The sequence below is a fragment of the Brachybacterium sp. UMB0905 genome (genome assembly GCF_002871795.1).
In the GTDB taxonomy this organism is placed as follows: domain Bacteria; phylum Actinomycetota; class Actinomycetes; order Actinomycetales; family Dermabacteraceae; genus Brachybacterium.
This window is the reverse complement of the sequence record NZ_PNHL01000024.1, coordinates 1-25,170: the sequence shown is the minus strand read 5'-3', so window position 1 is coordinate 25,170 and position 25,170 is coordinate 1. Positions and strand designations below refer to the sequence as shown.

At 69.1% G+C, this 25,170-nt stretch carries 24 protein-coding genes and 2 pseudogenes; 10 read left to right on the top strand and 16 right to left on the bottom strand.

Going from position 1 to position 25,170, the window contains the following annotated elements:
* From CJ197_RS14980 to CJ197_RS14180, 11 genes and pseudogenes are all read right to left on the bottom strand, one after another.
* A pseudogene (locus CJ197_RS14980) lies at positions 1-311 on the bottom strand (IS3 family transposase); the annotation flags it as partial.
* 149 nt (positions 312-460) lie between these two features.
* Positions 461-778, bottom strand: a complete 318-nt coding sequence (locus tag CJ197_RS14215) for a transposase (RefSeq protein ID WP_102237391.1) — start codon at positions 776-778, stop codon at positions 461-463.
* 452 nt (positions 779-1,230) lie between these two features.
* The gene (locus tag CJ197_RS14210; protein WP_102237390.1) at positions 1,231-1,851 is read right to left on the bottom strand and encodes an RloB family protein; all 621 of its coding nucleotides are present in this window, start codon (positions 1,849-1,851) and stop codon (positions 1,231-1,233) included.
* On the bottom strand, positions 1,844-2,674 hold the full coding sequence (locus tag CJ197_RS15675; RefSeq protein ID WP_233191003.1) for an ATP/GTP-binding protein: 831 nt from the start codon (positions 2,672-2,674) through the stop codon (positions 1,844-1,846). The genes CJ197_RS14210 and CJ197_RS15675 overlap by 8 nt, the downstream gene beginning before the upstream one ends.
* A 96-nt stretch (positions 2,675-2,770) precedes the next feature.
* Positions 2,771-3,169, bottom strand: a pseudogene (locus CJ197_RS15950) (ATP/GTP-binding protein); the annotation flags it as partial.
* Positions 3,170-3,640: 471 nt separating this feature from the next.
* On the bottom strand, positions 3,641-4,486 hold the full coding sequence (locus CJ197_RS14200; RefSeq protein WP_102237388.1) for a polysaccharide lyase family protein: 846 nt from the start codon (positions 4,484-4,486) through the stop codon (positions 3,641-3,643).
* 21 nt (positions 4,487-4,507) lie between these two features.
* A complete protein-coding gene (locus tag CJ197_RS15670) occupies positions 4,508-4,678 on the bottom strand; it encodes a hypothetical protein (RefSeq protein ID WP_233191002.1) in 171 nt (56 codons plus the stop codon).
* Complete coding sequence (locus CJ197_RS14195) at positions 4,675-5,712, bottom strand: alkaline phosphatase (RefSeq protein ID WP_233191001.1); 1,038 nt, start codon at positions 5,710-5,712, stop codon at positions 4,675-4,677. The genes CJ197_RS15670 and CJ197_RS14195 overlap by 4 nt, the downstream gene beginning before the upstream one ends.
* A 61-nt stretch (positions 5,713-5,773) precedes the next feature.
* A complete protein-coding gene (locus tag CJ197_RS14190) occupies positions 5,774-6,769 on the bottom strand; it encodes a carbohydrate ABC transporter permease (RefSeq protein ID WP_102237387.1) in 996 nt (331 codons plus the stop codon).
* Positions 6,766-7,797, bottom strand: coding sequence for an ABC transporter permease (locus CJ197_RS14185; RefSeq protein WP_369801556.1), 1,032 nt, complete (start codon positions 7,795-7,797; stop codon positions 6,766-6,768). The genes CJ197_RS14190 and CJ197_RS14185 overlap by 4 nt, the downstream gene beginning before the upstream one ends.
* Complete coding sequence (locus tag CJ197_RS14180; RefSeq protein WP_158239520.1) at positions 7,794-9,440, bottom strand: extracellular solute-binding protein; 1,647 nt, start codon at positions 9,438-9,440, stop codon at positions 7,794-7,796. Before CJ197_RS14180 ends, CJ197_RS14185 begins: the two co-directional genes overlap by 4 nt.
* Positions 9,441-9,716: 276 nt before the next feature.
* Here CJ197_RS14180 and CJ197_RS14175 point away from each other — a divergent pair, with 276 nt between their 5' ends.
* A complete protein-coding gene (locus CJ197_RS14175; RefSeq protein WP_158239519.1) occupies positions 9,717-10,751 on the top strand; it encodes a LacI family DNA-binding transcriptional regulator in 1,035 nt (344 codons plus the stop codon).
* A gap of 45 nt (positions 10,752-10,796) precedes the next feature.
* Here CJ197_RS14175 and CJ197_RS14170 read toward each other — a convergent pair whose 3' ends face one another.
* A complete protein-coding gene (locus tag CJ197_RS14170) occupies positions 10,797-11,723 on the bottom strand; it encodes a serine hydrolase (protein WP_102237384.1) in 927 nt (308 codons plus the stop codon).
* 198 nt (positions 11,724-11,921) lie between these two features.
* On the opposite strand from CJ197_RS14170, the gene CJ197_RS14165 reads away from it, so the two are divergent.
* Genes CJ197_RS14165 through CJ197_RS14155 form a run of 3 tightly spaced genes read left to right on the top strand, consistent with a single transcriptional unit; the run spans position 11,922 to position 15,024 of the window.
* Entirely contained in the window at positions 11,922-13,016 is a 1,095-nt protein-coding gene (locus CJ197_RS14165) for an efflux RND transporter periplasmic adaptor subunit (protein ID WP_102237383.1), read from the top strand.
* A gap of 47 nt (positions 13,017-13,063) precedes the next feature.
* Positions 13,064-13,831, top strand: a complete 768-nt coding sequence (locus tag CJ197_RS14160) for an ABC transporter ATP-binding protein (protein WP_233191000.1) — start codon at positions 13,064-13,066, stop codon at positions 13,829-13,831.
* Positions 13,828-15,024 (top strand): ABC transporter permease, encoded by a 1,197-nt coding sequence (locus CJ197_RS14155; RefSeq protein WP_102237382.1) that lies wholly within the window; start codon positions 13,828-13,830, stop codon positions 15,022-15,024. The genes CJ197_RS14160 and CJ197_RS14155 overlap by 4 nt, the downstream gene beginning before the upstream one ends.
* Before the next feature lie 51 nt (positions 15,025-15,075).
* On the opposite strand, the gene CJ197_RS14150 is transcribed toward CJ197_RS14155, so the two are convergent.
* Positions 15,076-15,996, bottom strand: coding sequence for a class II glutamine amidotransferase (locus CJ197_RS14150; RefSeq protein WP_102237381.1), 921 nt, complete (start codon positions 15,994-15,996; stop codon positions 15,076-15,078).
* A 71-nt stretch (positions 15,997-16,067) separates the two neighbouring features.
* On the opposite strand from CJ197_RS14150, the gene CJ197_RS14145 reads away from it, so the two are divergent.
* The 4 genes from CJ197_RS14145 to CJ197_RS14130 all read left to right on the top strand — a co-directional run bounded on the left by CJ197_RS14145 (position 16,068) and on the right by CJ197_RS14130 (position 19,786).
* On the top strand, positions 16,068-16,760 hold the full coding sequence (locus CJ197_RS14145; protein WP_102237380.1) for a response regulator transcription factor: 693 nt from the start codon (positions 16,068-16,070) through the stop codon (positions 16,758-16,760).
* Positions 16,761-17,015: 255 nt separating this feature from the next.
* Positions 17,016-17,984 carry an ATP-binding cassette domain-containing protein gene (locus tag CJ197_RS14140; RefSeq protein WP_102237379.1) on the top strand — a complete coding sequence of 323 codons (969 nt, stop codon included), beginning with the start codon at positions 17,016-17,018 and terminating at the stop codon, positions 17,982-17,984.
* On the top strand, positions 17,981-18,763 hold the full coding sequence (locus CJ197_RS14135) for a hypothetical protein (RefSeq protein WP_102237378.1): 783 nt from the start codon (positions 17,981-17,983) through the stop codon (positions 18,761-18,763). Before CJ197_RS14140 ends, CJ197_RS14135 begins: the two co-directional genes overlap by 4 nt.
* Positions 18,764-18,811: 48 nt before the next feature.
* Positions 18,812-19,786: a sensor histidine kinase KdpD gene (locus CJ197_RS14130; protein WP_102237377.1), complete on the top strand. Its 975-nt coding sequence runs from the start codon at positions 18,812-18,814 to the stop codon at positions 19,784-19,786.
* A gap of 55 nt (positions 19,787-19,841) precedes the next feature.
* Here the strand turns inward: CJ197_RS14130 and CJ197_RS14125 are convergent, their stop codons facing one another.
* Complete coding sequence (locus tag CJ197_RS14125) at positions 19,842-20,036, bottom strand: hypothetical protein (protein ID WP_146007788.1); 195 nt, start codon at positions 20,034-20,036, stop codon at positions 19,842-19,844.
* A gap of 201 nt (positions 20,037-20,237) precedes the next feature.
* On the opposite strand from CJ197_RS14125, the gene CJ197_RS14120 reads away from it, so the two are divergent.
* On the top strand, positions 20,238-21,512 hold the full coding sequence (locus CJ197_RS14120) for a histidine kinase (RefSeq protein ID WP_158239518.1): 1,275 nt from the start codon (positions 20,238-20,240) through the stop codon (positions 21,510-21,512).
* A gap of 14 nt (positions 21,513-21,526) precedes the next feature.
* Complete coding sequence (locus tag CJ197_RS14115) at positions 21,527-22,219, top strand: response regulator transcription factor (protein WP_233190999.1); 693 nt, start codon at positions 21,527-21,529, stop codon at positions 22,217-22,219.
* Positions 22,220-22,239: 20 nt separating this feature from the next.
* Here CJ197_RS14115 and CJ197_RS14110 read toward each other — a convergent pair whose 3' ends face one another.
* Both CJ197_RS14110 and CJ197_RS14105 read right to left on the bottom strand, forming a co-directional pair.
* Complete coding sequence (locus tag CJ197_RS14110) at positions 22,240-23,436, bottom strand: thermonuclease family protein (protein WP_199173952.1); 1,197 nt, start codon at positions 23,434-23,436, stop codon at positions 22,240-22,242.
* Between the two features lie 223 nt (positions 23,437-23,659).
* Entirely contained in the window at positions 23,660-25,048 is a 1,389-nt protein-coding gene (locus CJ197_RS14105; protein ID WP_102237372.1) for an IS1380 family transposase, read from the bottom strand.
* Positions 25,049-25,170: the final 122 nt, after the last annotated feature.

The window sequence follows — 25,170 nt, the reverse complement described above, 5'->3', positions numbered from 1 at the left end:
CCCCCGCCGACCGGGGGTGTTGCTTCGACGCTATGACACCACCGCCACACACCCCCTGATATAGTTTCGAACTCGCTGAAGTCCAGCTGCCACACCTGGTTCGCTCCGGTGGGTGCCTCAGCGAACGCCGCTCTCCTGGCGCCTGCCAGGTCGCGTTGCTGCTTCTGGTAGTTGGTGGGCAGCAGGAGGTTCGCGTCCTGCATGATCCGCATGACGGTGGACGCTGAGGCCTGCCCGCCCTCATATCTGGTCATCGCCCAGATCTTCCGATGCCCCCAGGCGGGATGTTTCTGCGCCTTCTCGATAACCATGTCATGGACGGCATCGCGTGCGGGCGTGGGCCACGGACCGCGAACGCTTTCACCGTGCCGGTGGCGAGATTGCCAGCGACGCCAGGTCCGCTCGGGCATGTCGAATAATTCACAGAACCTCGAGGTTGACATGCCCGCTTCCTGGCGGATCACCTCGAGGTCCTCGAAGGGCCCAGGCGCCCCTCAGCGCTTTTCTTCCATACGCGGGCTTCGAGGTGAGCCTCGCCAAGCGCTTGGGTGAGATCCGCTATCTCTTCCTCGAGCTGTTTCTCGCGGCTGCTCGGTTTCGATTTCCCGGCAGCTACGCCAGAGCGCCCTCCTTCGAGGAATTGCCGTTTCCAGTTACCTACGGACTGCTCGGAGACCTTCGCTCGGCGAGCAGCCTCTGCAACGGTCACCTCGCCCGCCAGGATCGACAGGACGATACGGACCTTCTCCTCCACTGCAACGACGGGTGGTCGGGCCATGATGATCAGACTCCTTCAGGTCAGACCCACAACTAACGGGCTCTGCCACACAGTCTGACGCGGGACACCCCGCACCACCGGCGCGCCCACACTCAACTCTGAAGAGCCCTAAATTGGGCGCACAACGAACAATATAGAACTACAGAAGAGACCCTAACCCCTAATCCGCATGGGGTATATAGCAAACACAGTCCGTGTCGGAGGATCTAACTATGTTCACTGCGGCCTGCATTGCCGATTAGAAGACGATGCGCGTACGCGATTCCAATCGTCCCGATCCCACGCAGGCCTCGCAACTCACCGTCGCGGGACTTGGGTGGCAACTTGTCCCCGTCTGAAACACCCTAGGAGCCAGCACACCACTAACGTCACTCCACCCCCAACCTCCATTGCCGGCCCTGCCGAACTCGCGAGGGAAAATGGCAATTATTCCGTTACTTCTCGGTCGAGCCTTAGGGAATAGTTTCATCTGCAAGTCCCAACCGCCTTAGGAGGTGCGGCATGCCGCTACCAGGACTGGGAGGCAATGCCTCTATCGAAATTTCCGCATCAACCCCCGGGAGGCGCGAACGCTCGATTGCGGCCTCAGCTTCCTCGAAAGGGAAATTTTGCGGCAACTGCTTCGCCGGGACATTCTTTCCCATCAAACTACGTAAATGCGCTTGCGCCTTCGTCTGGTCCGCATAGCTGCGCACCTGCTCGTAGTGCGCGATCAGCCAGACCTCAAAACAGGGGCGGGACACGATTGCGCACCACTTCTGCCTTCGGCCCGAGCGCCTCGCGCACTCCACATAGATGTCGCGCCGATCATGCCCGTCCTCGTCGAAAACGAACCACACCTCGTCAAACGATGAGGTGTCTCCCCTAGGGCTCGCGAGCTTCTTGAGGACGCTCGGCGGCTCTCCCGGCACCACCTTGACGGTGATCGCCAGGCCCAGCTCGCGCGCAGGAGCTCGCTGTTTGAGCTCATCGAGATACCTCTTCTCTGTAACCTCCCCATTGGTGACAAGCAGGATCGTGCGCCGCGCCAGCCGGCCCGGTCGTCTAGATCGACCCCTTCGGCGCTCAGCCATTATCCAGCCCCTCGAACTCTCGCGGGGCACTCAAGAACGTCTGTAGCAGACGATCGTCGATATTGGGCACCGCCCCAAACGCCCCAGCGAGATACCGACGCTCGTTGTTATTTCCCGCCCTGTTATCAAAGTCATCCAGAGAGAACAGCTCAGAAATGCCTGACGCATCCTTCTCCGCGAACCACACTTGACGCGGGTCGAGCAGGCGAACGGGGGAGTTATTTAATAACGTCGTATCATGGGATGAGAAGATCAACTGAGCCCCCCTGGTGTTCATCTCTGAATTAATGAAGAGCTCCACAACGTACCTAGCCAAGGCGGGATGCAGACTTGCGTCAAGTTCGTCAACAAGCAGCATTGTGCCGTTGCGGAGCGCATCTAGGGCATGCCATGCCGTCGTTAGCCAGGTAACCGTTCCGGAACTCTCCCAACTGACCGGCAGATCGAAAGTATCCCCATTAGGGCCCCGATGCTTGAAGACCACGACATCTCGCAGCGCCGGCGCTTCCACCGATGTGTCGTCATCGCCATCTTCCATCGCACGGAGAACTCGAGCGATCCTTTCCTGGACTTCTGGAGGAATCTCTTCAGTTCGAATCTCGAGACTGTCGATACCAAGATCAGCCGCCTGAACGAGAGCCTTCACCAGGTCAACCTGACTCGTTGGAGCCGCCACCATCTCCATGACCACGCGCTCGAGCACCTCTTCGTCCTGACGCTCCCGGAAGGAGAGGTGATCGATCCCCACCCCAGCAAGGAGTGCTCGCGCGACCGGAGCAAGTCGGTCATGCCCATAACGGTGCGCGGTCGCCAGGAAGAGCATCGACGGCTTGGTGATGCGCCGAACCTCAGCAGTAGGCCCAGTAAGCGAGGGCCCCGGGGTGAAGTCAACCTCGGCATCACGCCTCGCTTGGGAACGCCGGAACAAGAGACGGGAGGTACCTTTCGGCGCTGACCGCAGCTCTTCATGCTTGATCCCCCAGGCGGCAGCACACACTGCATAGCTGTACCGCACGCCATCGGCGACGAAGTCAACGTGGTACTCGGTACAGGGGTCCGACTCAGCCGTCCCGGCATGAGGCTGGTAGAACCGACCAGACCCAGGGGTGCGTAGCGAGTGCGCGAGAGCATTGATCGCGTCAAGGACCGTCGACTTCCCAGAGGCGTTCGGCCCGTAGACAGCTGCGACAGGCTCGACTACCGCAGGCCAGGACTGGTCGCCGCGAGGCGTAACTGTGCGGAGTGCGGGCGACGTAAGGTCCAGCTCCGCTGTCCCGGCGAAGCTGCGGAAGTTCGTGACGGCGAAGGAGAGAATCACACCGGCAGTCTAGCAACAGACTCGAACGTGGGGGAAGTTTTTTCCGGATCTAGAGCCTGTTGGGGCACAAGGGGGTCAGGAGAGAGGACCAGACTGGGTTGGTCTGCGCCACTCCTCAGCAGCCCCCGATGAGGCTCAGCAGTACGTGGGCGCCGAAGCGAACCATCTCCACCAAGGGCCAGTCGTTGATGCCGTGGACGAGCAGGCCTAAGCTGCGATCGACGGGCAGGTGCGGTCATACGGAACCGCTGTCTTCGGCGTCGGAGCCGAGGAAGTAGGCCACTGCTCAACATCCGGGTCCTCATCGAAGGTCGATACAGACCAGATCGCGGTTAGCGCACACTGACTCGTCGTGTACGGGGCAAGTTGCTCGAACGGGAGATCGGCGATGGTCACCGAGCGAGTCGTACCGTCAGAGTCGAGGTTGTGATAGGGGCGAAGACGACCTGCTTCTGATGCCAGCTCACGGTCTCATCCCCGCGCGAACAGCCCCAGCGCGTCCCAGGCGACCCAGCCGCCCTCGGCGAGCTCGAGCTCGATGACGTTCTGCCCCTGCTGCAGCGCGGCGGCCGGGACGGGCAGCTCGAGCAGGGCGCGGCGCGGCGGCGTGCCGGGCACCGTCGCGTCGCCCTCGCGGGAGCCGCGGGTCGCACCGATCGGCAGCTCGAGATCGGTGACGTGCTCGCCGTTCGCCGCAATGCGCAGCAGGCCTCCGAGGCGGGTGGTGTCCACGAGCCAGAGGGCCAGGTCGTGGTTCTCGCTCGGCGCGGCATCGAGCGTCACGGTCCAGCGGGCGCGGTAGGGCTTGCCGCCGGCCCAGGCGTCGCCCGGTCCGGGCAGCAGGTAGGGCCAGGCCCCGCCGGGCTGGTCGGTGCCCTCCACGTATTCGATCAGCGCGTCCGGGAACCGTTCGGGGATCTGCGCGTAGTAGGCCGGGGCGAGGAGGTGCTCGAGGGTGCGGCCGTCGAAGGCCCCGCTGGTCGCGACCGGGGTCCCGGTCGCGGTGACCGAGGGCTCGGAGGCGGCGGTGACTGGGGCGGAGGGCTCGCCCCGCTCCCCCGGGTCGGTGACGGCGAGGACCGCATAGGTCCAGGTCTCGCCTGCGACGTCCAGGCCGGTGTACCGGAAGCGGGGGTAGACGGTCTTGCCCAGCAGCGCGGACTCGTCGGCCGTGTCGGGGGCCGTCCCGCCGGGGAGGCCGTAGATGCGGTAGTGGTCGATCAGCGGGTCGAAGCCGAGCGAATTCCAGGTCAGGGAGATCGCGACGACGGCGGGCTCGTCGACGAGGCCGGTGACGACGGCGGGGCGCGGGCTCATGGCGGTTCTCGTTCGTCCGGCTCAGGCCGGGATCAGGCGGGGCTCGCCCGCGGGGGTGGTGAAGCGGGCGGCGAGCTGCTTCGGGGCGGTGTCGTCGACCTCGATCCACTCCACGACGTGGAAGCTGGAGACCATCTCCTCGGGGGTGAGGCGCACGTGGACGTAACCGCGTCGGCCGTCGTAGAGCTTCACGTAGTCGTGCCGGGGCCAGGTCCCGGGGCTGCCTGCGTCCTCGGCACCGTCCCCGTCGTAGGCGACCGAGGTGCACACCAGCTCCACGCCCAGCCGCTCCTCGCCCGGGTCGTCGGGTCGGCGGGGATCTCGGCGGCGACGTGCTTGTGGATGTCGCCGGTGAGCATCACCGGGTTCTGCGCCTGGGCCATCTGGGCGAGCAGGCGCCGGCGTGCCGCCGGATAGCCGTCCCACATGTCGGTGCTCTTCTCGTTGATCGGCACCAGCACCACGCCGTTGGCGAGCAGGTTCCAAGTCGCCTCGGAGTCCGCGAGCCGCTCCCCGACCCACTCCTCCTGCGCGGCGCCGAGGATGGTGCGGTCCTCGCGCTGCTGCTCGGCGGCGTCGACCGGCTCCGCGTCGCGGAACTGGCGGGAGTCCAGCAACGAGAAGCGGTTGAGCGTGCCGACGTCGAAGCCGGCGGTGATGTCGGTGTCCGGGCCCTCGGGCAGCGCGGCGACGTCCAGCGGCATGTTCTCGTAGAACGCGCGATAGGCGACCGCGATCCGGTGGGCGAAGTCCTCCTCGCCGATGCCGGTGTCGGAGAGGGGGCCGGTGTAGTTGTTCTGCACCTCGTGGTCGTCCCAGACGGCGACCGCCGCGGTGCGGGCGTGCACGGCCTGCAGGTGCGGATCGTACTTGGACAGGGCGTAGCGCAGGCGGTACTGCTCGAGCGTTTCGATCTCGACGCGGTGCGCCTCGCCCACCTCGGTCCCCTGACGCCACAGGTTCGTCTCCGTGATGCCGTACTCGTAGATGTAGTCGCCGACGAAGACGACCAGGTCGAGGTCCTCCTCCGCCGCGAGATGGCGGTGGGCGGTGAAGTGTCCGTGGTACCAGACCTGGCAGGAGACGAGCCCGAAGGAGAACGACCCCGGGGTCTCGCCCGCGGCGGGCAGGGTGCGGAAGCGGCCGACGGGGCTGAGCTCGCGACCCACCCGGAAGCGGTAGAAGTGCTCGGTACCGGGCTCGAGCCCCTCGACGCGCGGGTGCACGGAGTGGGCGAGGCCGGGCTGGGCCAGTGCCCGGCCATGGGCGACGATGCCGCCGCGCGCCTTACCCCTTGATCGCCCCGAAGATCACGCCCTTGGTGAAGTGACGCTGCACGAAGGGGTAGACCAGCAGGATCGGCACCAGCGCCATCACCACGATCGCCATCTTCACCGCGAGGCTCGCCGGCGGCTGCGAGCCGGCCACCCCAGCCGGGGTGAGCTCGCTGCCCGGCAGCTCCACGCCCTCCAGCACATAGGAGCGCAGCACCATCTGCAGCGGCCACTTGGCGCTGTCCTGCAGGTACAGCATCGCGTTGAAGAACGCGTTCCAGTAGCCCACGCCGTAGAACAGCGCCACCACCGCGATCACGGCCGTGGACATCGGCAGCACGATTCCGGTGAGGATCCGGAACTCCCCCGCCCCGTCGATCCGCGCGGCCTCGAGGATCCCCTGGTCGATGCCCATGAAGAACGCCCGCAGGATCAGGATGTTGAAGGCGGAGACCGCGCCGGGCAGGATCAGCGCCAGGTACGAGTCGATCAGCCCGAGGTTCGAGACCACCAGGTAGGTGGGGATCATCCCGGCCGAGAAGAACATCGTGATGATGAACAGGAACAGGATCGGGCGGTGCAGCAGCGAGGTGGTGCGGCTGAGCCCGTACGCGGCCAGCACCGAGACGGTGGTGGACAGGATCGTGCCCACCGTCGTCACGCCGATGCTCACCAGGATCGACCGGGTCACCACGCCGCCGCTGAGGATCGAGGAATAGGCCGAGAGGGTCAGCTCCCCCGGGATCAGCACCATCCCGCCGGCACGGTTGATCGTCGCATCCGTGGACAGCGAGGTGAGCACAACGGTGTACAGCGGCAGCAGCACGGCCGCCACGATGCCGGTGAGCACCAGGACGCGCCCGATGCTCTCCAGCGGCCCCGGACCCTCATCCCATACGGGGCGCCGACTGGAGCGGCGCGGGCGCAGCGTACGGGTGGGGCCATCCGGTTCCTGGGCCAGCGGCACGGTCTCGCGGCTGATGCCCGTGCTGGCAGAGTCGCTGGTCATCGTGCCTCCTTCTGGTACACCCCGGCCTCACCGAAGGCGTGGGCGAGCTTGTTCGCGCCCAGCACCAGCGCCAGCGAGACCACGCCCTTGATCAGTCCGGCCGCGGCCGCATAGGACCAGTCGCCGCCGATCACGCCCTGGTAGTACACGTAGGTGTCCAACACCTCCGCAGCGCCCGCGCCCACCGCGCCACGCTGCAGGATCAGCTGCTCGAAGCCAACGGTCAGCGCATCACCGAGCCGCAGGATGAGCAGCAGGATGATCGTGGGACGGATCGCCGGCAGGGTGATCGACCACATGCGGCGGAAGCGCCCCGCGCCATCGACCGCGGCGGCCTCGTACTGGGTGGGATCCACCGTCGACAGCGCCGCCAGGAAGATGATCATCCCCCAGCCGGCGTCCTTCCACACCGCCTGCGAGGTCACCAGCAGCAGGAACGTGTCCGGGTTCGTCATGATCTCCACCGGCTCCATGCCGGCGTCCCGCAGGATCCGGTTCAACAGGCCAGCTCCGCCCAGAATCTGCTGGAAGATCGTCACCACCAGCACCCAGGAGAAGAAGTGCGGCAGATACACGATCGATTGGATCGTCGTGCGCAGCCACGGGGTGAGCATCGAGTTCATCAGCAGCGCCAGCAGGATCGGCACCGGGAAGTAGAACACCAGCTGGAATGTGGTGATCAGCAGCGTGTTCACGAGCGCCTGGCGGAATGACTCGGTGGTGAACACGCGGATGAAGTTGTCCCAGCCCACCCAGGGGTTCTCGAACAGCGGCACGTACGGCGAGTAGGACTGCCAGGCGATGATGTTGCCGAACATCGGCACGTACATGAACAGGATCATGAGCGCCACCGCCGGCAGGACCATCACCAGCAGCGGCCAGTCCCGGGCCAGGCGTTTGCCTAGCGGCACCTTCCGGCGCTGGACCGACGGGCGGGATCGGGCCCATCGGCCCCGGTCCCCGGGACGCCCCGCGGGATTCTCCTGGTCCGACGGGGCTGTCTCAGCGCGCTGAATCGACTCGCTCACTGCTCGATCTCGTCCAGCACGCCCTGGTAGTACTCGCGCATCTTGTCGCCGCCGTCCTTGCGCCACTTCTCCACGGCCTGATCGAAGTCATCCATGCTCTTGCGGCCGCGAGCCACGTCCTTCTCCAGGTCGTACATCGGCTGGTCGAGCGCCGCGTACTCGGGCGGACGCGGCACCTGCCGGCCATAGAACGGCCCTTCGACCATGTACTCCGTCTCTCCGGCCATCCACTCGCAGTACTGCTTGACGTGCTCGGCATCGGTGAAGTCGGACTTGGACACCGGGCCGGTGACCAGGGTGGACAGCACTCCCGGGTGTTGCTCGCCGAGAGCTTCCGTCGGTTCGGGGACGCCGTCCTTGCCGCGCTTGAAGTGCACGCCCTCGGTGCCGAAGTTGACCTGCTCCCACTCGGCGGTGCCGAAGGGGGCGGCGAGGTAGTTCGCGATCCCCAGCAGCTCCTCGATGCGGGACTGGTCATCGGACTTCTTGAGAAAGCTGAAGAAGTTCGCGGCACTGCCCTTGTAGCGGATGGGCTCCCGACCCCCGGCGGAAGTGCCCGACAGCGGGGCCTGCCGGTATTCGGGGTTGGAGGCCTGTACGCGCTTCATCGCCTCGCCCCAGGCGCCGACGCCGTCATAGTGGATCGCCACCTGCCCGGATTCGAAGCGCTGCTTGGCATCGCCGGTGTCGGCGGCGACATCGGGGTGGACCAGGCCCTCCTCGAACAGCTTCACCTGGAACTCGAGCGCCTCGCGGTACTCCGGGGTCTCCCAGCGGTAGACGAGCTTCCCGTCGTCCACGCGCCAGTCCGGCGGGGCACCGAACAGGAGGTTCGGTGCGCCGACGTTCATGTCGTTGGTGGCCCAGCGGTTCGCCCCCGGATCGGTGAGCTCGCGGCACACCTCGAGGAACTCCTCGGCGGTCTGCGGCGCCTCCAGGCCCAGCGAGTCGAAGATGTCTGCGCGGTGGAAGATCGCGTCGGTCACGATCTCGCCGGGCACGGGGATGCCGTACAGCTTGCCGTTGAAAATCCCGAACTCCCAGGCGGGGGTGGGGAGGTTCGCGAGGTTGGGCCAGCGGGAAATGTTGTCGCCGCTGAGGAACGGGGTGAGGTCCTGGAACACGGACTCCACGGCCTGGGAGAAGCGCGGCGGTGGATTCCAGCCGAACACCGCCACCCAGTCCGCTACGTCGTTCGGGGAGGCGAAGACCGCGGCCTGCTTGTCGCGGTAATCGTTGCCGGTGGTCATCTGGTACTCGAGAGTCGCGCCGAGCGCCTCGTTCAGGCCCTTCGTGAAGTCGTTCGAGAGGTTGGACTGCACGGCGGACCAGGTGGGGGTCATGAGCGTGAAGGTGCCGCCGCTGCCGGGCGGTTCCTCGACGGTGACCGGGCGCTCCTGCGGGTAGGTGGTGTACCCGGGGGTGGAGCCGTTCACGCTCGGGTAGTCCGGTTCCACGGCCTGCTGCTCGCTGTAGGTGGGCAGCTCGACCTCCTCCGAGGCGGCCACATCCTCCTTGGCTTTCTCCGACGGGTCACCGCCGCCGCAGGCCGCGAGGGCCGGGAGGACCGCGGCGACCGCGGCACCGCCGATCACGGTGCGCCGACGCGGACTGTGCGAGGGGCGAGGGGTGGGGGTGGTCATGGTGTCCTCCGTGGTCATCAGGGGGCGGACGGCGCTGCCTGCCCCAGGGGGCGAGACCGGAGCTCGCTGGGTACCGGGCCTCCGGTCGGGATGGCCGACGAAGATGGCGGTCATCGGGAGACGTGTGGTCTCGAGGTGTCGCGAGGTAGCTCGGGGCGTCCCGAGGTGTGTAGACCTCCCGAAGGTTTACCGGTACACCTCTGGTGAGAGTAAGGTCTCACTGACAGGCGGTCAAGAATGGACCGGACGGTTGACGACGCGGCGCGAGGAGACCCGGTGAGCAGTCTGCGCGAGGTCGCCGCCGCCGCCGGCGTGAGCCGCATGACCGTCTCCAACGTCATCAACGGGCGCCACCGCAAGGTCTCCCAGGCCACGATCGACAAGGTCCGCGCCGCGATCGACGAACTGCACTACGTACCCGACGCCCCCGCCCGCTCGCTGGCCGCGAACGGCTCACGGATGATCGGGCTCGTCGTCCATCACCCCGACGAGCGCCGCTCTCTGCTGGAGAACCCGCATGACGCGATCCTCGTGGGCGCCGTCGAGCGCGCCGCTACCGCCGCCGGATTCTCCTTCATCACCGACTCAAGCGCGGACGTCGTCGCGACCGCCCGCGCGCTGGGTTCCTGGCGCACCGACGGGCTGATCGTCTACGGCTCCGTGGCCGACGAAGTCAACGAGCTGCAGCGCACCCAGCCCCGCCCGCTGGTCTTCATCGACAACTACTCCAGCGACGCCCAGGTCACCGGCGTGGGCGTGGACGACGAAGGCGGCGGGCAACTGGCCGGGGAGCACCTGCTGGGCCTTAGGCATCGGCAGATCGCCTTCGCCGGCCCGCTGGGATCCGCGCGCGGCGTGGTGGCCCGGCGGCTCGCGGGACTGCGCGATGCCGTGGACGCCGCTGCCGGGGCGGCGCTGGGACCGCTGCTGGATGCGGACCATGAACCGGGATCTGCGGCGCGCGTGGTGGAGCAGCTGCTGGCGGCGCCGGAGCAGCCGACGGCGGTCGTGGCGGCGAGCGATGTGCTCGCTGCGGAGATGGTCGGGGCGCTGCTGGATCGCGGCGTGGCCGTGCCGGGACAGGTCTCCTTACTGGGCTTCGACGGCGTGGCCGCGGGCCGCTGGATCCGGCCGCAGCTGACGACGATCAGCCAGGACATCGAGGCGAAGGCCGCGGCTGCCGTGGAGCTGCTGACACGGTTGATCGACCGCGACCCCACTGCGGAGGTGGAGCCACCGCCCCGGCAGCCGATGCAGCTCGTGGTGCGAGACAGCACGGGCCCGGCGGGGGCAGGCCCGGCGGGGCGGTGAGGCTGGGCCGCGCGGTGGGGCAGGGGCAGGCGTGCCGGGCGGGCCTCACAGGAGGGGCAGCAGCTCCTCCCACACCGCGCGCATGATCTCTGCACCGGGTGTGCCCTCGAGGTGGCTGGTCACGGTCAGCACCGCTTCCTGCTCCGGCAGGACCAGCAGGAACTGGCCGTAGGCGCCGTCGGCCCGCCAGGCCCCCGCGGGGGTGCAGCGCCAGACGCCGAGCCCGTAGCCGGCGCTCTCGGGCTCCACATCACCGGTGGCGACCCACGTCTGCGGGGCGTGCATGAGGTCGATCCACTCCGCCGGGACCAGCTGCTCACCCTCCCACTGACCGCGCTGCAGCAGGAGCCGGCCGATTCGCGCCAGCTGCCCACTCTTCAGGTGCAGACCGGTCGCGCCCCAGGTCAGGCCGTCGCGGGTGGTGAACCACTGCGGGTTCAGGATCCCGAGCGGCTCGAACAGGCGCGGCATCAGCCAGTCGCGCATGCTCTGCCCGGTGCGCTCCGTGATCACCCGGGAGGCCAGCAGGATCGAGCCGTTGGAGTACTCCCACCGCTCCCCCGGCGTGCCCTGCAGGTTCGTGGAGAGGATCAGCCCGGTGAGGTCCGCATGCTCGCGCTCCTCATCGAGGAAGGCGAGGATCGGGGAGGTGGAGGTCATGGTCAGCAGGTGGCGCAGCCGCACCTGATCCCAGCCGGTGCCGAAGCCGCCCTCCGGCGCGGGCAGATGCTCGCTGACCAGCTCCTCGAGGTTCAGCAGCCCCTCGGCCTGCGCGATGCCCACGGCGAGCGCGGTCACCGTCTTGGAGATGGACCAGAGGTTCTCGGGGGTGTCATCGACGAAGCGGTGCGAGACCTCCGCCTGCCCGGCGCGATGCAGGTGCAGCGCCCGCACCCCCAGGGACCGTTCGACGATGCGCTGGCGCAGAGGCAGCAGCAGAAGCGGATCAGGGACGGAGGTGCGCGCGGTCATGCCTTGACGGTAGCGCGAGCCGGGCCGGCAGGGGCGAGCAGGACTGGCATGCCCACCTCCGGGCTCCCTCCGGGCCCGTTCCGGGCCAGCTCCGGGAAGAATCATCCTAAGGACGGACGCCGCAGCGACCATCGGTCGTTCAGAATATGCTCAGCAAATCCCCGTCGGCCGCGCGCCGACCCCTGCGAAAGGCACTCGATGGAGACCCTGCGGCGTTACGTCTTCCCCCTCGTCTGGATGGTGATCCTGGCCGTGATCGCCCTCGCGCTGGTGAAGATCGCGTTCTTCCCCAGTACGGCGTCGGGCGCGCAGGAGGACCCTGTGTTCCCCGAGGCGACCGTGGACGCGTACGCGACGGTGCCGGTGCAGCGCGGTGACGTGAGCTCCTCCCTCGAGCTGGATGCGGTGATCACCCCCGATCCCGGCACCGCCCTGAAAGCGAACGCCAGCGGGGACATCACGAAGATCTGGGCGCCGAATGGGACGAAAGTTGCCAAGGGCGATCGGATCCTGCAGGTGCGCGTGGAGGAGGGCGCCTCGCTCCCGGAGCCTGCCGAGCCCGCGGACCCCACCGACCCCGAGGCCGCGGACGGCGCCGACGCCGCACCCGCCCCGGAGCCTGCGGCCCCCGCCCCGCAGTACCGCTACATCAATCTCTACGCCCCGGCCGATGGCACCGTGCGCGGCCTCGAGGTCGAGGAGTGGGACAGCATCGGGCAGGGCGATGGGCTGGGCAGCATCTCGCCCGGCACGTACTCGGCCGTCGCCTCTCTCACCCCCGAGCAGCAGCTGTCCCTGCTGGACATCAAGCTCAAGGCCTCCCTCACCCTGCCCGGCTCCGATGAGCCGCTGACCTGCAAGGACCCGAGCATCGCCGAGGACACCGAGGTGGACCCCGATAAGGCCACCGAGTCCCCGAGTGAGGAGGAGATCTACGGACCCGACGGGATGCCCGTGGACCCCGGCTCGAACGTCTCGGCCGCGCAGATCGTGTGCCCGGTGCCGCAGGACGCGAAGGTGGTCCCGGCGCTCACGGTGCCGATGATGGTGAACCTCGGCTCGGCGCATGATGTGCTGCTGGCGCCCGCCACGGCCGTCGTCGGGGAGGGCACCAGCGGGCAGGTGTTCGTCCTCGATGACGCCACCGGCGCGCCCGCACCCGTGGATGTCACCCTGGGCAAGCGCGACGACGGGATGGTCGAGATCACCGAGGGCCTCGAGGAGGGGCAGGAGATCCTCGAGTTCGCCCCCGGCGTGGATTCGCCCGAGGACCCGATGGGCGGCATGTGGTGAGCGCGCCCCACACAGATCCCGCGCCCCAGGGGGCCGATGCTCCCCCGGTGCCCGCTGCGCCCCACCCGCCCCTGCTCGAGCTGCGCGATCTGCGCCGCTCAGTGCGCCTGCCCGATGGCGAGGACCTGCACATTCTGCGCGGCGTGGACCTGACCGTGCACCGCGGCGAGAACGTCGCGATCGTGGGCCGCTCCGGCTCCGGCAAGACGACGCTGCTGAACCTGCTGGGTCTGATCGACCGGCAGACCGGCGGAGAGCTGCTGTTCGACGGCATGGACGTCTCGCGCCTGCCCGAGCGGCGGCGGGCCCGGCTGCGCGGCGCCTCCATCGGCTTCGTGTTCCAGCAGTTCAACCTGCTCGATGGCCGCACCGCGCTCGAGAACGTGATGATGCCGCTGATGTACGCATCGGCCGGGAAGTTCTGGCGGCGCGAGAGACTCGCGATGGAGATGTTGGAACGAGTGGGGCTCGCCGGTCGCGCCCAGCAGATGCCCGCGAAGCTCTCCGGCGGTGAGCAGCAGCGCGTGGCGGTGGCCCGCGCCCTGGTGCGCTCCCCGCGGCTGATCCTCGCCGATGAACCCACCGGCGCGCTCGATGTCACCACCGGAGAGGCGGTGATGGGGCTGCTGGATGAGATCGCCCGCGACTGTGATGCAGCGCTCGTGACCATCACCCATGACCTGCAGGTCGCGGCGATGTCGCAGCGCTCCTTCCTGCTGGATGAGGGCACTTTGCATGATGTCGCCTCGGCCGATGCGCGCGATGCGCTGGCCGGGACCGTCGGCATCCGCGCCGGACGGGAGGCGGTGGCATGACCGGGCTGATCGCCTCCATCGTGGAGGCCTACGGGGAGCTGCGCGTCAACAAGGGCCGGATCCTGCTGTCCCTGATCGGCGTGGCGTTCTCGGTGTTCGCGCTGACGCTCGTGATGGGCGGCGGGTCGATGCTCTCCGGGGCGCTGCAGCAGTCCCAGGAGCAGTGGACCGGCCGGCACGCCACCTTGCAGATCTTCTCGATGGGAGAGGGGTCCGAGGGCGCACCTCCCGCCGATGAGGTGGTGCTCCAGGAACTCGAGCAGATGGGCATCACCCAGCGCACCCGCGTCGTCAACGACCAGCTGCGCATCCAGACCCCGAGCGGGGTGCGCTACACCGAGGCGATGGGCGTGGACCCGGCCTACGGGGCCATGTTCCGGGTGCAGATGCAGCAGGGCCGCTGGCTGGCCGACTCCGATCAGCAGCGCCTGGCCCCCGCCCTGGTGGTGAATGAAGCGCTGTACGAGGTGCTGGGTCGCCCGGAGCTGGGCACCGAGCCGGTCACCGTGTACGGGCCGCGGGGCGCGGAGGACTCTGCGCAGATGATCGTGGTGGGCGTGGTGGAGTCGTCCGAGGGCGACTGGCTGCAGGCGTACATCCCAGCGGGAGCGATGGGCTCCCTGCCGGGCCGGGACGAGGCGCCGATGGTCAGCGATTTCCGGGTGTGGGTGCCCGCGGAGCAGAGCTCGGAGATCCGGGACCTGCTGGCCTCGCGGCTGCAAAGCACCCCGGCGGGCTCCTTCGACGTCTCCGAATCCTCCATCAGCGAGGAGGACCAGGGGCTCGGCGCAGTGAAGGCCGGCGTGACCGCGGTGGCACTGGTGGTCCTGGTGCTGGGCGCCCTGGGGCTGGTGAACATCTCGCTGGTGACGGTGCGATACCGAGTGCGGGAGATCGGGATCCGACGCTCCTACGGCGCAACCGGTGGGCGGATCTTCGTGGGGGTGCTCATGGAGTCAGTGGTCGCCACGGTCATCGCCGGCGCCGTCGGCGTCACCGCCGCGGTGGCGCTCATGAAATCGCCGTGGGTCACGGACTTCCTGCGCGGGAACGGGCTGGTGGAGATTCCGCCGTTCCCCGTCGAGGCGGTGCTCATGGGGCTTGCCGCAGCGACGGCAGTGGGTGTGCTCGCGGGGGCGCTGCCCGCCCTGATCGCCACGCGCATCAAGGTGATCGACGCGATCCGCAGCTGAGGCCGGCGGGGTTCTCGGGTCAGCCCCGGGGGCCCCGCTGTCCCCGCGCCCTCAGGCCGCGCGCTCGGCGGCCAGGCGGCGCCGCCGCTCGGCCTGCGCCCGGCCCTGCGCGGCATGCGCCTGCGAGGCTGCGGCGGAGAGCCCCAGGTCCTCGATCTGCAGCGGATGGGCGAGCGCGCCGAAGGGCCGCTCGGAGCTCACGGCGCCGTCGGCGCTGATGTGCAGCAGCTCCCCGGAGTCCATGAGTCGCCACGCCGGGTCATCGTCCATCGGCTCCGAGGCGATGACGATGCTGCGCACATCGGTGAGGTCATCGCTGTGCGCGCGCAGGGTCTGGGAGGACTGCTCGAGCGCCTCGCGGGGATTCTCGGCGGTGGCGGTGCGCTCCAGGACCCACAGCTCGTTCGTGGCCGGCAGGCGCACCGCCACCAGCTCACCGTCCTTCATGGCCAGCAGGTTCACCGAGTACACGGGGCAGTGGTTGCCGATCCACTGCAGCGCCGCCTCGACGCCGGCGCGCAGATCCCCGTCGTGCCGCACCACCTCCCCGGTGACCAGCGCGGACATCCACTCGCTGTCGGTGGTGCCGTGGACGTGATGGGCGGCGCCCAGCTCCCGCACCCGCTCGCGCAGCTCATCGGTCACCTCGAGCACACCGTTATGGGCGGTGATGATGCCGTCCTGCAGGAAGGGGTGGGTGTTCTCGTCGGTGTGGACGGTCCCGGAGGACAGCCGCACGTGGCCGATCATTGCGCGGGTGTGCAGGCGCGTGGCGACGGTGTGGAAGCGCTCAGAGGCGTAGGCGGCCACGGGGCGCTTGGCCACCCGCGCCTCGCCGCTCTCGTCCAGCCAGCCGATCCCGGTGCCGTCGGCATTGAAGCGCGACTGGTTGACCAGGGAGTATGGCGCATCGAGCAGCCAGAACTCGGCGGTGACGGGGGCATCGGCGTGGAGAGCGAAGAGTCGGCACATGACCCGACCACTGTAGGACGCGGCCGGAATCGGCGCAGTGAAGCTCGCCACCGGGGCGCGAGGATGGCGTGATGGCGCAGATCCTGCTGATCGAGGACTCCCCCGAGGTGCACGCCCTGGTGGAGGAGACGCTGCGCGCTGAGGGGCATCAGGTGCGCGGGGCGCGCGACGGGCTGGCGGCCCGGCAGCTGCTGCGCGAGGTGGAGCGCGAGGGGATCGACCTGGTGGTGCTGGACCTCATGCTTCCGCACGTGGACGGCTCAGTACTGCTGGCCGAGTTGCGGCACATAAGCGATGTGCCGGTGCTGGTGCTCTCGGCGAAGGACGCGGTGTACACGAAGGTGGACATCCTGCGGCTGGGCGCCGATGACTACGTCACCAAGCCTTTCGACCTCACGGAGCTGACCGCGCGGGTGGAGGTGCTGCTGCGGCGTCGGGCGGCCCCTGTGCCGCGGGTGCTCGAGCATGGGGCGCTGCGGCTGGACCCCGCGGCCGGGCGGGCATTCATCGACGGGGTGGAGGTGACGCTCACCGCCACGGAGTTGGCGATCCTGCACCTGCTCATGGCCTCGCCCGGGCAGGTGCTCTCGCGGCCGCGGTTGTACGAGGCGATCTGGAACCAGCCCTTCCCAGGCGACGATGCCTCCATGAAGAGTCACCTGTCGCATCTGCGCCGCAAGCTGCGCGAAGCCGCCCCAGCGGAAGACCCGATCGAGACGGTGTGGGGGCTCGGGTACCGGCTGCGGGCGGTGCCGGCCCAGTGACCGCGCAGTAGGCGGAGGGATTCGACCTGTGAGCGGCACAGAGCGTGCACGATGCAGGGCTCGTGCCGCTGAGAGGTCGATCCGCTCCGCCCCCGTCGGCCCAACCCCGTCGGCCCAGCCCGTCAGCCCCCGTCGGCCCAGCCCCGTCGACCCTCTCCACCTTTTCTCCACCCTCACCGGTGCAAACACCACCTAGGCTCCACCCCTGCTGGATAGGTTCGACGCCATAGACAGCAGGTGCAGGAGGTGGGGCCGATGGGCGAGCCGGTGCTGGTCACCAAAGGGCTGGCCAAGGTGTATGGCGCGCATCGAGTCGTGGATCAGGTGGATCTGCGCCTGGAGCGCGGGCGCGTGTACGGGCTGATCGGCCGCAATGGCGCGGGGAAGACCACGCTCATGCGGGTAATCACGGCGCTCGCCCGGCCGAGCGCGGGGCGGGTCGAGCTGTTCGACTCCGGGGCGGATGCGCCGCGGCAGGAGGATCTGCGGCGGATCGGCACGCTCATCGAATCCCCGGCGCTGCACGGTGGAATGACAGCCGCGCAGAACCTGCGGCTGCACCGCATCATGCGCGGCATCCCCGATCCGGGGCATGTCCGCGAGCAGGAGCTGCTGGAGCTGGTGGGGCTCGCGGACACAGGCCGCAAACATGCCGGGGACTTCTCGCTGGGGATGCGGCAGCGCCTGGGGATCGCGCTTGCCCTGGTGGGGGACCCGCAGCTGCTGGTGCTCGATGAGCCGGTCAACGGGCTGGACCCGCTCGGCGTGGTGCAGGTGCGGCAGCTGGTGCGCGAGCTCGCCCTCGAGCGGGGGCTGACTGTCCTGATCTCCAGCCACAACCTGCCCGAGCTGTTCCAGACCGCCACCGACCACATCATCATCGACGCCGGGCGGATCCTGCAGACCCTCACTCACGACCAGCTCGTGGACCGCACCCGCAGCGCCCTGGAGATCACCGCGGCCTCCCCGGAGCTGCTGGTCACGGCGCTGCGGGAGGCGTTCGGGGACCCGGAGATGACGGTGCTGCCCGATGGGACGGTGCGGCTCGTGGACCGCGCCGATCAGCCTGAGCAGGTGCTGCGGGAGCTGGTGGCGCGTGATGTGTGGCCGACGCATCTGGCCCAGCAAGGGGAATCGCTCGAGAGCTACTTCCTGTCCGTCGTGGGCGGGAGCGCCAGCGAGACCACAGCAGAGCATGCCTCCGGGGAAGAAGAGGGACGATGATCAACCAGATCCGCGCGGACCTGTTCGCGCTGCGCCACGGGGCCACGGTGTGGCTGTGCCTGGGGGCGAGCGCCCTCGCCGCCGCGCTCTACACGTGGCTGCAGCATGCGCTGGCCGCCGGACAGCTGCCGACGAGCGCAGCCAGCAGCGTGCAGGGGCTCAGCGACGTGCTGCTCATCTCGCTGCTAGGGCCGCTGCTGTACGGGGTGATCATCGCCCAGCCTTTCACCACCCGCACCGTGCACACGGCGCTGCTGGCGGCCGGGCGCGGCGCGTTCATCGGCGCGAAAACGGTGTTGGCGCCGCTGGTCATCGCAGCGCTGATGCTGCCGTACGGGGTGGCGGTGGTGGTCGGCCGGATGGTCGGCACGGACTTCGTGCCCGCGGTGCCCTCCACGATCCCGCTGCTGCTGGCCGCCCCGGAGGAGCTGACGTTCGCGCGGGCCGCCGGGGTGCTGGGGCTGAGTCTGGTCACCGGGGTGGTGATGGCGGCGAAGCTCGCGGTGTGTCTGCCGCTCGCGGTGTGGCTGCGTCGGCCTCTGGTGGTGATGGCGATCGGTTTCGTGTGGGGGTTCCTCGGTGACCTCGTGGGCGGCAAGCTCGCGGAGGTCGAGGGCCTGGATGCCCTGGTGGCGCTGACCCCCTATCACCCCGAGCGGGTGCCGCTGCCGGAGACGAGCGCGGGGGATCTGCTGGTCACGATGGGGGTCTGCGTCGGTTTCATCGCCCTGATGGGTCTGCTGGCCTGGATACTGTTCCGCAGGGCGGATGTGAAATAGGGGCCGACGGCAGCCGCGTGGCGCCGGGCAGCGAGATGAGGTGAGGCTGTGGAGGTGCTCGCGGGTCTGCTGGCCCTCGCCTGGCTGGGAACCGCCGCCTACCTGGCTCTCGTGCTCGCCCAGGTCCGACGGGTCCGCCGCGAGCTGCGGCAGCAGCGCCAGCAGGATCGGCACGAGCCCAGCACCCTCGCGCTCGTGGTCCCGGCTCTCGAGGGGCTCACCGCGGAGGTGAACGCTGCGGTGCGTCGGGCCGGGGAGGCCACCTCCCGCAGCCGTGCCGAGGAGCGGCGGATCCGCTCCTTCATCGCGGACATCTCCCATGATCTGCGCACCCCGCTGACCAGTATCCGCGGGTACCTGCAGCTGCTGGAGCGCAGCGAGCTGACCGCCGAGCAGCGCCAGAAGGTGCAGGTGGCGCATGAGCAGGCGCGGGCGATGGGAGCGCTCGTGGACCGGCTGTACGAGTACGCCTACCTGCTGGATTCCGCGCCGGACCTCGCCGTGGCGAGCGTGGATGCGTCCGTCCTGGTGGGTGAGTGTCTGCTGGGGATGACCGCGCCGATTGAAGCGGCGGGCCTGGAGGCGCAGGTCTCTGCGCCGGCCTCACTGCCTCTCACGACGGACCGGGAGAAGCTCACGCGGATCGTGCAGAACCTGCTGCGCAACGCCGTCCAGCACGGCCGCGGGACGCTGCACGTGAGCCTTGAACCCGGCGTCCCCGGTGGTGGCGGGCTCGTGCTGCAGGTGAGCAATGGGGTGCCGATGGGGATCGACGTGGATCCCGCGGCGCTGTTCGAACGCTTCCGCACCACTGGCGGCACCCGGGCTGGGCGCAGCAGCGGGCTGGGGCTCGCGATCGTGAAGGCCCTCGTGGAGCAGCTGGGCGGGACGGTGACGGGCACGCTCAGCGCAGCGTCACTCAGCGCAGCGTCACACAGCGCCGCGTCACGCGATCCGGCGAGCGGGAGCGAGCCGCCGTCGGCCTTGATCCTCACCATCACCGTGGCCCTGCCGGACCTGTGAGGTATGCGCGCAGTGACCCGTCGGCGCGGTCATTCAGGGCCTGCCGCCCGGTGGTTCAGGGCCGGCCGCGCAGCGACTCGGCGAGCGCCAGGTTCTCGCGGAGGCTGAACCAGATCCACAGCCCGGCGGTCAGTACCACCGTCGGCAGCACGGAGGTCAGGAACATCGGCCAGCTCACCTCGCCCTGCTCGAGGGAGCCGGGGATCCGCCACCCCACGCCGTAGGACACTGCGGTGACCAGGAGCATCACGATGGATCGCCACCAGATGCGGCGATGCCCGAGAGCGCGGGGCAGGTGCGGGAAGGAGACCCGGGCGGTGTCCGGGCCGGACGGCGGCGGATCGGCCCGTCGGCTCGTGTCCCTCCGCCACCCGGCCGCGCCCCCTCCACCTTCCGGTGTCAGCCGATCGGCCGACGCCCCCGGGGCTGTCGGATCATTACTGTGGCCTGCATGGATCCTGATGCACTGTCCGCACCCCCGCCGCCTGCGCGCACCGCGCGGGCCTGGGGCGTCGCCGCCGCGCAGTCGCTCGGGATCCTGCTGGCGACGCTCGTCACGGCCCTGCTGGACCTGGGATTCCTGCTCGAAGACCACGTGGACCAGCGCGGCAACGCGATGCCGACCCTGCCGCTCACGCTCTGGCTGATCGCCGCTCTCGTCGGGCTGCTCGGGTCCCTGGCGATCGGGCCGCTGCGGTTCGTGCGCACCCGCGGACTGGTGCTCGGCCTGTACCTGCTGATCGCCGCGGCCATGGGGGTGAGCATCAGCCTGATGCCGGTGGGGGTGCTCGCCCTGTACCGGGTGGGGCAGCAGCGGCGGCTCCCCCTGGACATCCTGGCGACCTCGCTCGTGGTGGGGGCCGCGGGCGCGCAGCTGGGCATCGAGCTGTACACCGGGCGGGCCTACTTCGAACGCCCCGTGCTGTCCTCCCTCGGGCTGCTGGGGGTGATCGCCCTGTTCGCCCTGGTGCCGCTGTTGATGGGCCGCACCGATGCGACGCGCCGCCTGCTGCTGCTGTCCCTGCAGGAGCGGGCTGCCGCCGCGGACCGCGAGATCCAGGCGCTGCGCCGCGGACGCGACGCGGAAGTGGCTCGGCTGCGGGCGGAGGAACGCTCGGCCCTGGCCCGCGACATGCACGACAGCCTCTCCCACCACCTCTCTGCGATCGCCATGCACGCCGGCGCGATGACGTATCGGCAGGATCTGCCGCCCGCAACGCTGCAGGAGGCGGCGGGGACCGTGCGGGATGCGGCGCAGGAGGCCAACCGGGAGCTGCGCGAAGTGCTCGTGGCGCTGCGGGCCGATGGCGCAGATCCCACGGCGCCGCTCGCGACCGTGCCCACGCTCGAGGAGACGGTGGAGCGGGCCCGCGAGACCGGGCAGGACGTCACCTGCGAGCTGGACGGGCTCGAGCGCGCCGACCTCGGCAGCCTGGGTCGCTCGACCGTCGTGACGCTCAGCCGGATCCTCGGGGAGGCTCTCGCCAACGCCGCCAAGCACGCCCCCGAGCAGGCGGTCCACATCCGCTTCGCCCGCGGCGAGGAGCGATTGACGCTGCAGGTCACGAACCCGGTCGCGGAGGGCAGTGACCCGTCGGCCACCCCGGTGCTGTCCACCGGCCACGGCCTGGTGGGGGTGCAGGAGCGCGCCCGGCTGCTGGGCGGGGACGCCTGCTGGGGCGTGCACCAGGGCGAGTTCCGGATGGAAGCATGGATGCCGTGGTGAGCAAGGAGCCGATGATGGACGCGAACACTCCGCAGGTGCGGGTGCTGCTGGTGGACGACGAGGCGCTCATGCGCTCAGGGCTGCGGCTCATGATCGACGGGGCGCGCAGCATCGAGGTGGTGGGTGAGGCGTCCGACGGCGATGAGGCGCTCGTGCGCGACCGTGAACTGAAGCCCGACGTGATCCTGCTGGACATCCGCATGCCGCGCCGAGACGGGCTGGCGACCCTGCAGGCCCTGCGCGACCAGGGATCCAGGGCGCGCGTGGTGATGCTGACCGCCTTCGACACCGACGACTTCCTGCTGCAGGCCCTGCGCGGCGGCGCCGTGTCCTTCCTGCTCAAGGACTCCCCGCCCGAAGAAGTGGTGGACGCGGTGCTCGATGCGGCGCGCGACAGGGCCCGCTTCTCCCCCGATGCGCTGGGGCGCCTCGTACGCCTCGCCGCGGACGGGACTGCCGGGCCCGGCGGGGCTGCGGGGAGCAGTGGGGCGGCGGGGACAGGCAGCGGGGCCGTGCCCGAAGGCGTGACCGAGCGGGAATGGGAGGTCGCGCGGATGGTCGCCCAGGGCCTGACGAACCAGGAGATCGGCGAGCAGCTGTACATGTCCGTCGCGACCGTGAAGACGCACCTGGGGCGGATGTACCACAAGCTCGACGTCACCAACCGCGTGCAGCTCGCGATCCGGGTGCTCGAGCTGGGGGGATGAGGGGCCGCGGCGCCGCGAGCTCAGCGGCACTTGCGGAACGTCTTGCCGCCTGGCATGCCGTAGCGCTTCCCGGTGTACCCGCCATCATCGGCGTGGGGAATCTCCGGTCCGTAGGGGACGCAGCTCGAGCCGTCCGAGCCCGAGGACTGCTTCTGGGGCGCAGGCTGGGGCGCTGGGGCAGGCTGTTGCGGGGCCGGGGCAGGTTTCTGCTGCTGCGGGGCCGGCTGGGGCTGTTGCGGGGCAGGCTGGGGCTGCTGCGGCGCGGGGGCGGGGGTCGATCGGGCGGCACGCTCGCGCTCCTCCTGCCGCTCGCGTTCCTCGCGCTCTTCGCGTTCCTTGCGCTCTCGCTCTTCGCGTTCCTCGCGCTCGCGCCGCTCCCGCTCCTCGCGCTCCTTCTTCTTCCGCTCCTGCTCTTCGGCGTACGCGCGCCCCTGCTCCTCCAACTCCTCGTGGCGCTTGTCGGCGCGCTCGTGCACGTCCTTGGCATCCTGACGCCAGCGGTGAACGGTGTCCTTCACCAGCGGTGCAGCCAGCACCGCATTGTGCAGGCCCCGCAGTCCGTCGGGGTCGATCGCGTCGATGAACACCTCGAGGTCCTCGACCGCCGTGGCGGCCTCCGCGATCGCGTCCGTCGGGTCGCCCTCGACCGTCGCCGGCAGCTGCTCGGCCGCAGATGCGAGGGTCTGCAGCTGGGCGGGGATCGTGCAGTCCGTCTCGGTGCCGAACAGGCCGAGTCCCTTCTCCTGGGCGTCCGCCGCGGCGCTGCGCACCTCCGACAGGAAACGATCGTTGGGTTTGAACACCACGGGGACCCCCAGGCCCGCTGCGGCGATCTCCGCATTGATCAGGGAATCGGATTCGAAGACCCCGGCGAGAGTGCGGCCGTAAGGGTCCTCCCGCTCCTGGTCGTATTCCAGCTGGATCTTGGTGCCCTCGGGCAGTCGGTCGGTGAGAAACGCGGTCGCTTCGGGACCGAGGCACTGCACTGGCTGGCCGGGATGCTTGGTCTCCGGGGTGTCGATGTTCAGCAGCCGGATCGTGGTCTCCTCCCCCGCCACGAGCGCGACGATCGTGTCGCCGTCGATGACCCGGACCACCTCGCCGACGCCGTCGTCCTTGCCGAACGCGGCATGGACCGCGTTCACGCCGATCACGAGGGCTGCCACAGTCCCCAGGACCTGCACGATCCGTCGTTTCGGGGTGCCCACCGCGCTCATCGCCTGCCACCTTTCCGGCAGACTCCTTCCGCCGCCGGCACCATCATCGGCCATAGCCTCGATCTTTCATGGTGCTGCTGAGCGGCGGTGTCCGGCGTCGTTGCCGGTGTGCGCGAGCTGATTGTGGCATGAGGGTGTGACGGTCCGCCGCGTGTCGGTCGCGGTGGTCGGGCGTTCCGGTGCCAGGGTCCTTGGGGAGTGCGGTCAGCGACGGGGCCGGGAGCTATCCGGCCGGGGCGGGGAGGCCGGTGAGGCGGGCGTGGCCTGCCTGGATGATCCCGGCCCAGCGTGACCGGTCCGAGAGATGCAGGACCCGCTGCCGGGCATGCCGAGCGATGGTCGCGGGGACCTGGAACAAGCGGTGGCGCAAACGTTTGGGCTCCCACCGCCGGGCGGGCTGGTCGGCGTAGCCGAGCAGGCCCATCCAGGCAGTGATTTCGCTGGCCAGAGCGATGATCTGGCACCAGATCCGGTTCTGGGCGAAGGATTTCAGCGGCAGGTTCCGTAAGCCAGCGTCTTTCGCGGCCCGGATCCGGTCCTCGCAGCGAGCACGGCGACGGTGGCGCACTTCCAGGTCCGCCAACTGGCCTTGCGTGGTGTTGGTCGCGAACGCCGTCAGGCGGTAACCGTCGACGTCCTCGAACCGCAGCTGCGCCCCGGGATGCGGTCGCTCGCGGCGGACGATGACCCGCATCTGCTCAGGCCAGTCCTTGAGGTCCAGCAGTCCGGTCAGCTCGGCCACGTCCGCCCCTTCTCGTGGGGTGCCGTCGGGGTCATAGGCCGGCTCCCAGACATGCTCGGGGATGATCCGGTAGACCTCCGGGGTGTTGGCGGGCAACGTGAATCCCACCGAGTACGAGACCCGGCGTTTGACCAGCTCCTCGATGGTTTTCTTGGTGGAGCCAGCACCGTCGATCCGGATCAGCACCTTCTTCCCCGGCCTGGGCCCCAGCCCTACTTGGGCCAGCGCCTGTCTGATCACGGTCTTGTGGTCAGCAGCCGTGTTCGAGCCCGCGTTCCCGGGCCGGAGCAGGCAGGTCAGCATCTCCCCACCACTGCCTTCGCCGTGGTCGGCGAAGGCCAGCAGGGGGTGGAACCCGAATCCCTTCTTGAACGTCGCTCGTGCGTTCTCCTTCTCGCTATGAGCTGTCACGAGGGTGGCGTCGAGATCGATGACCAGCGGGTTCTTCGCGGTGACGTGATGGCTCGGGGCATGGCTGCCGGCCCGAGCCCACGCCGCCTCGCGGGCGCGGCGGCGGGCGGTGTTGATCGCGCGTTCGGCAGCATCGACATCGCTGGCCAGGAGCGCGAGCAGGCGAGAGATCGTGGGATCCGAGGCCACCTGACCGTAGACGTCCGGCTCGGCCCGCACCGCAGCGACGTCGGCCAGGCAGTCCCCGCCCACAGCCAGTGTCAGCGCGAGGTCGAGCAGGATCTTGCCTGGATCATGCTGCGCCAACGGGCGCCGCCACGGTCCCAGCGCTTGCGACAGGGCCCGGTCCAGGCCGGTGGCGCGGACCGTCTCGGTCAGCAGCACCCCACCCGCCTGCCCCACCGCCGCACTCGGCGCGACATCAACCTGCACCCGCGGATACAACCCGGTAGTGTTCACCCTGAAGGTGCTCCTTCGACCTTGGAGAATTGGACCCTAAGTAAGCCCTATTCTTCCAGGTCAGGAGCACCTTTCCGCGTCTACGACCACCCCTCGGACACCTCAACGATGAAAGCCCGAGG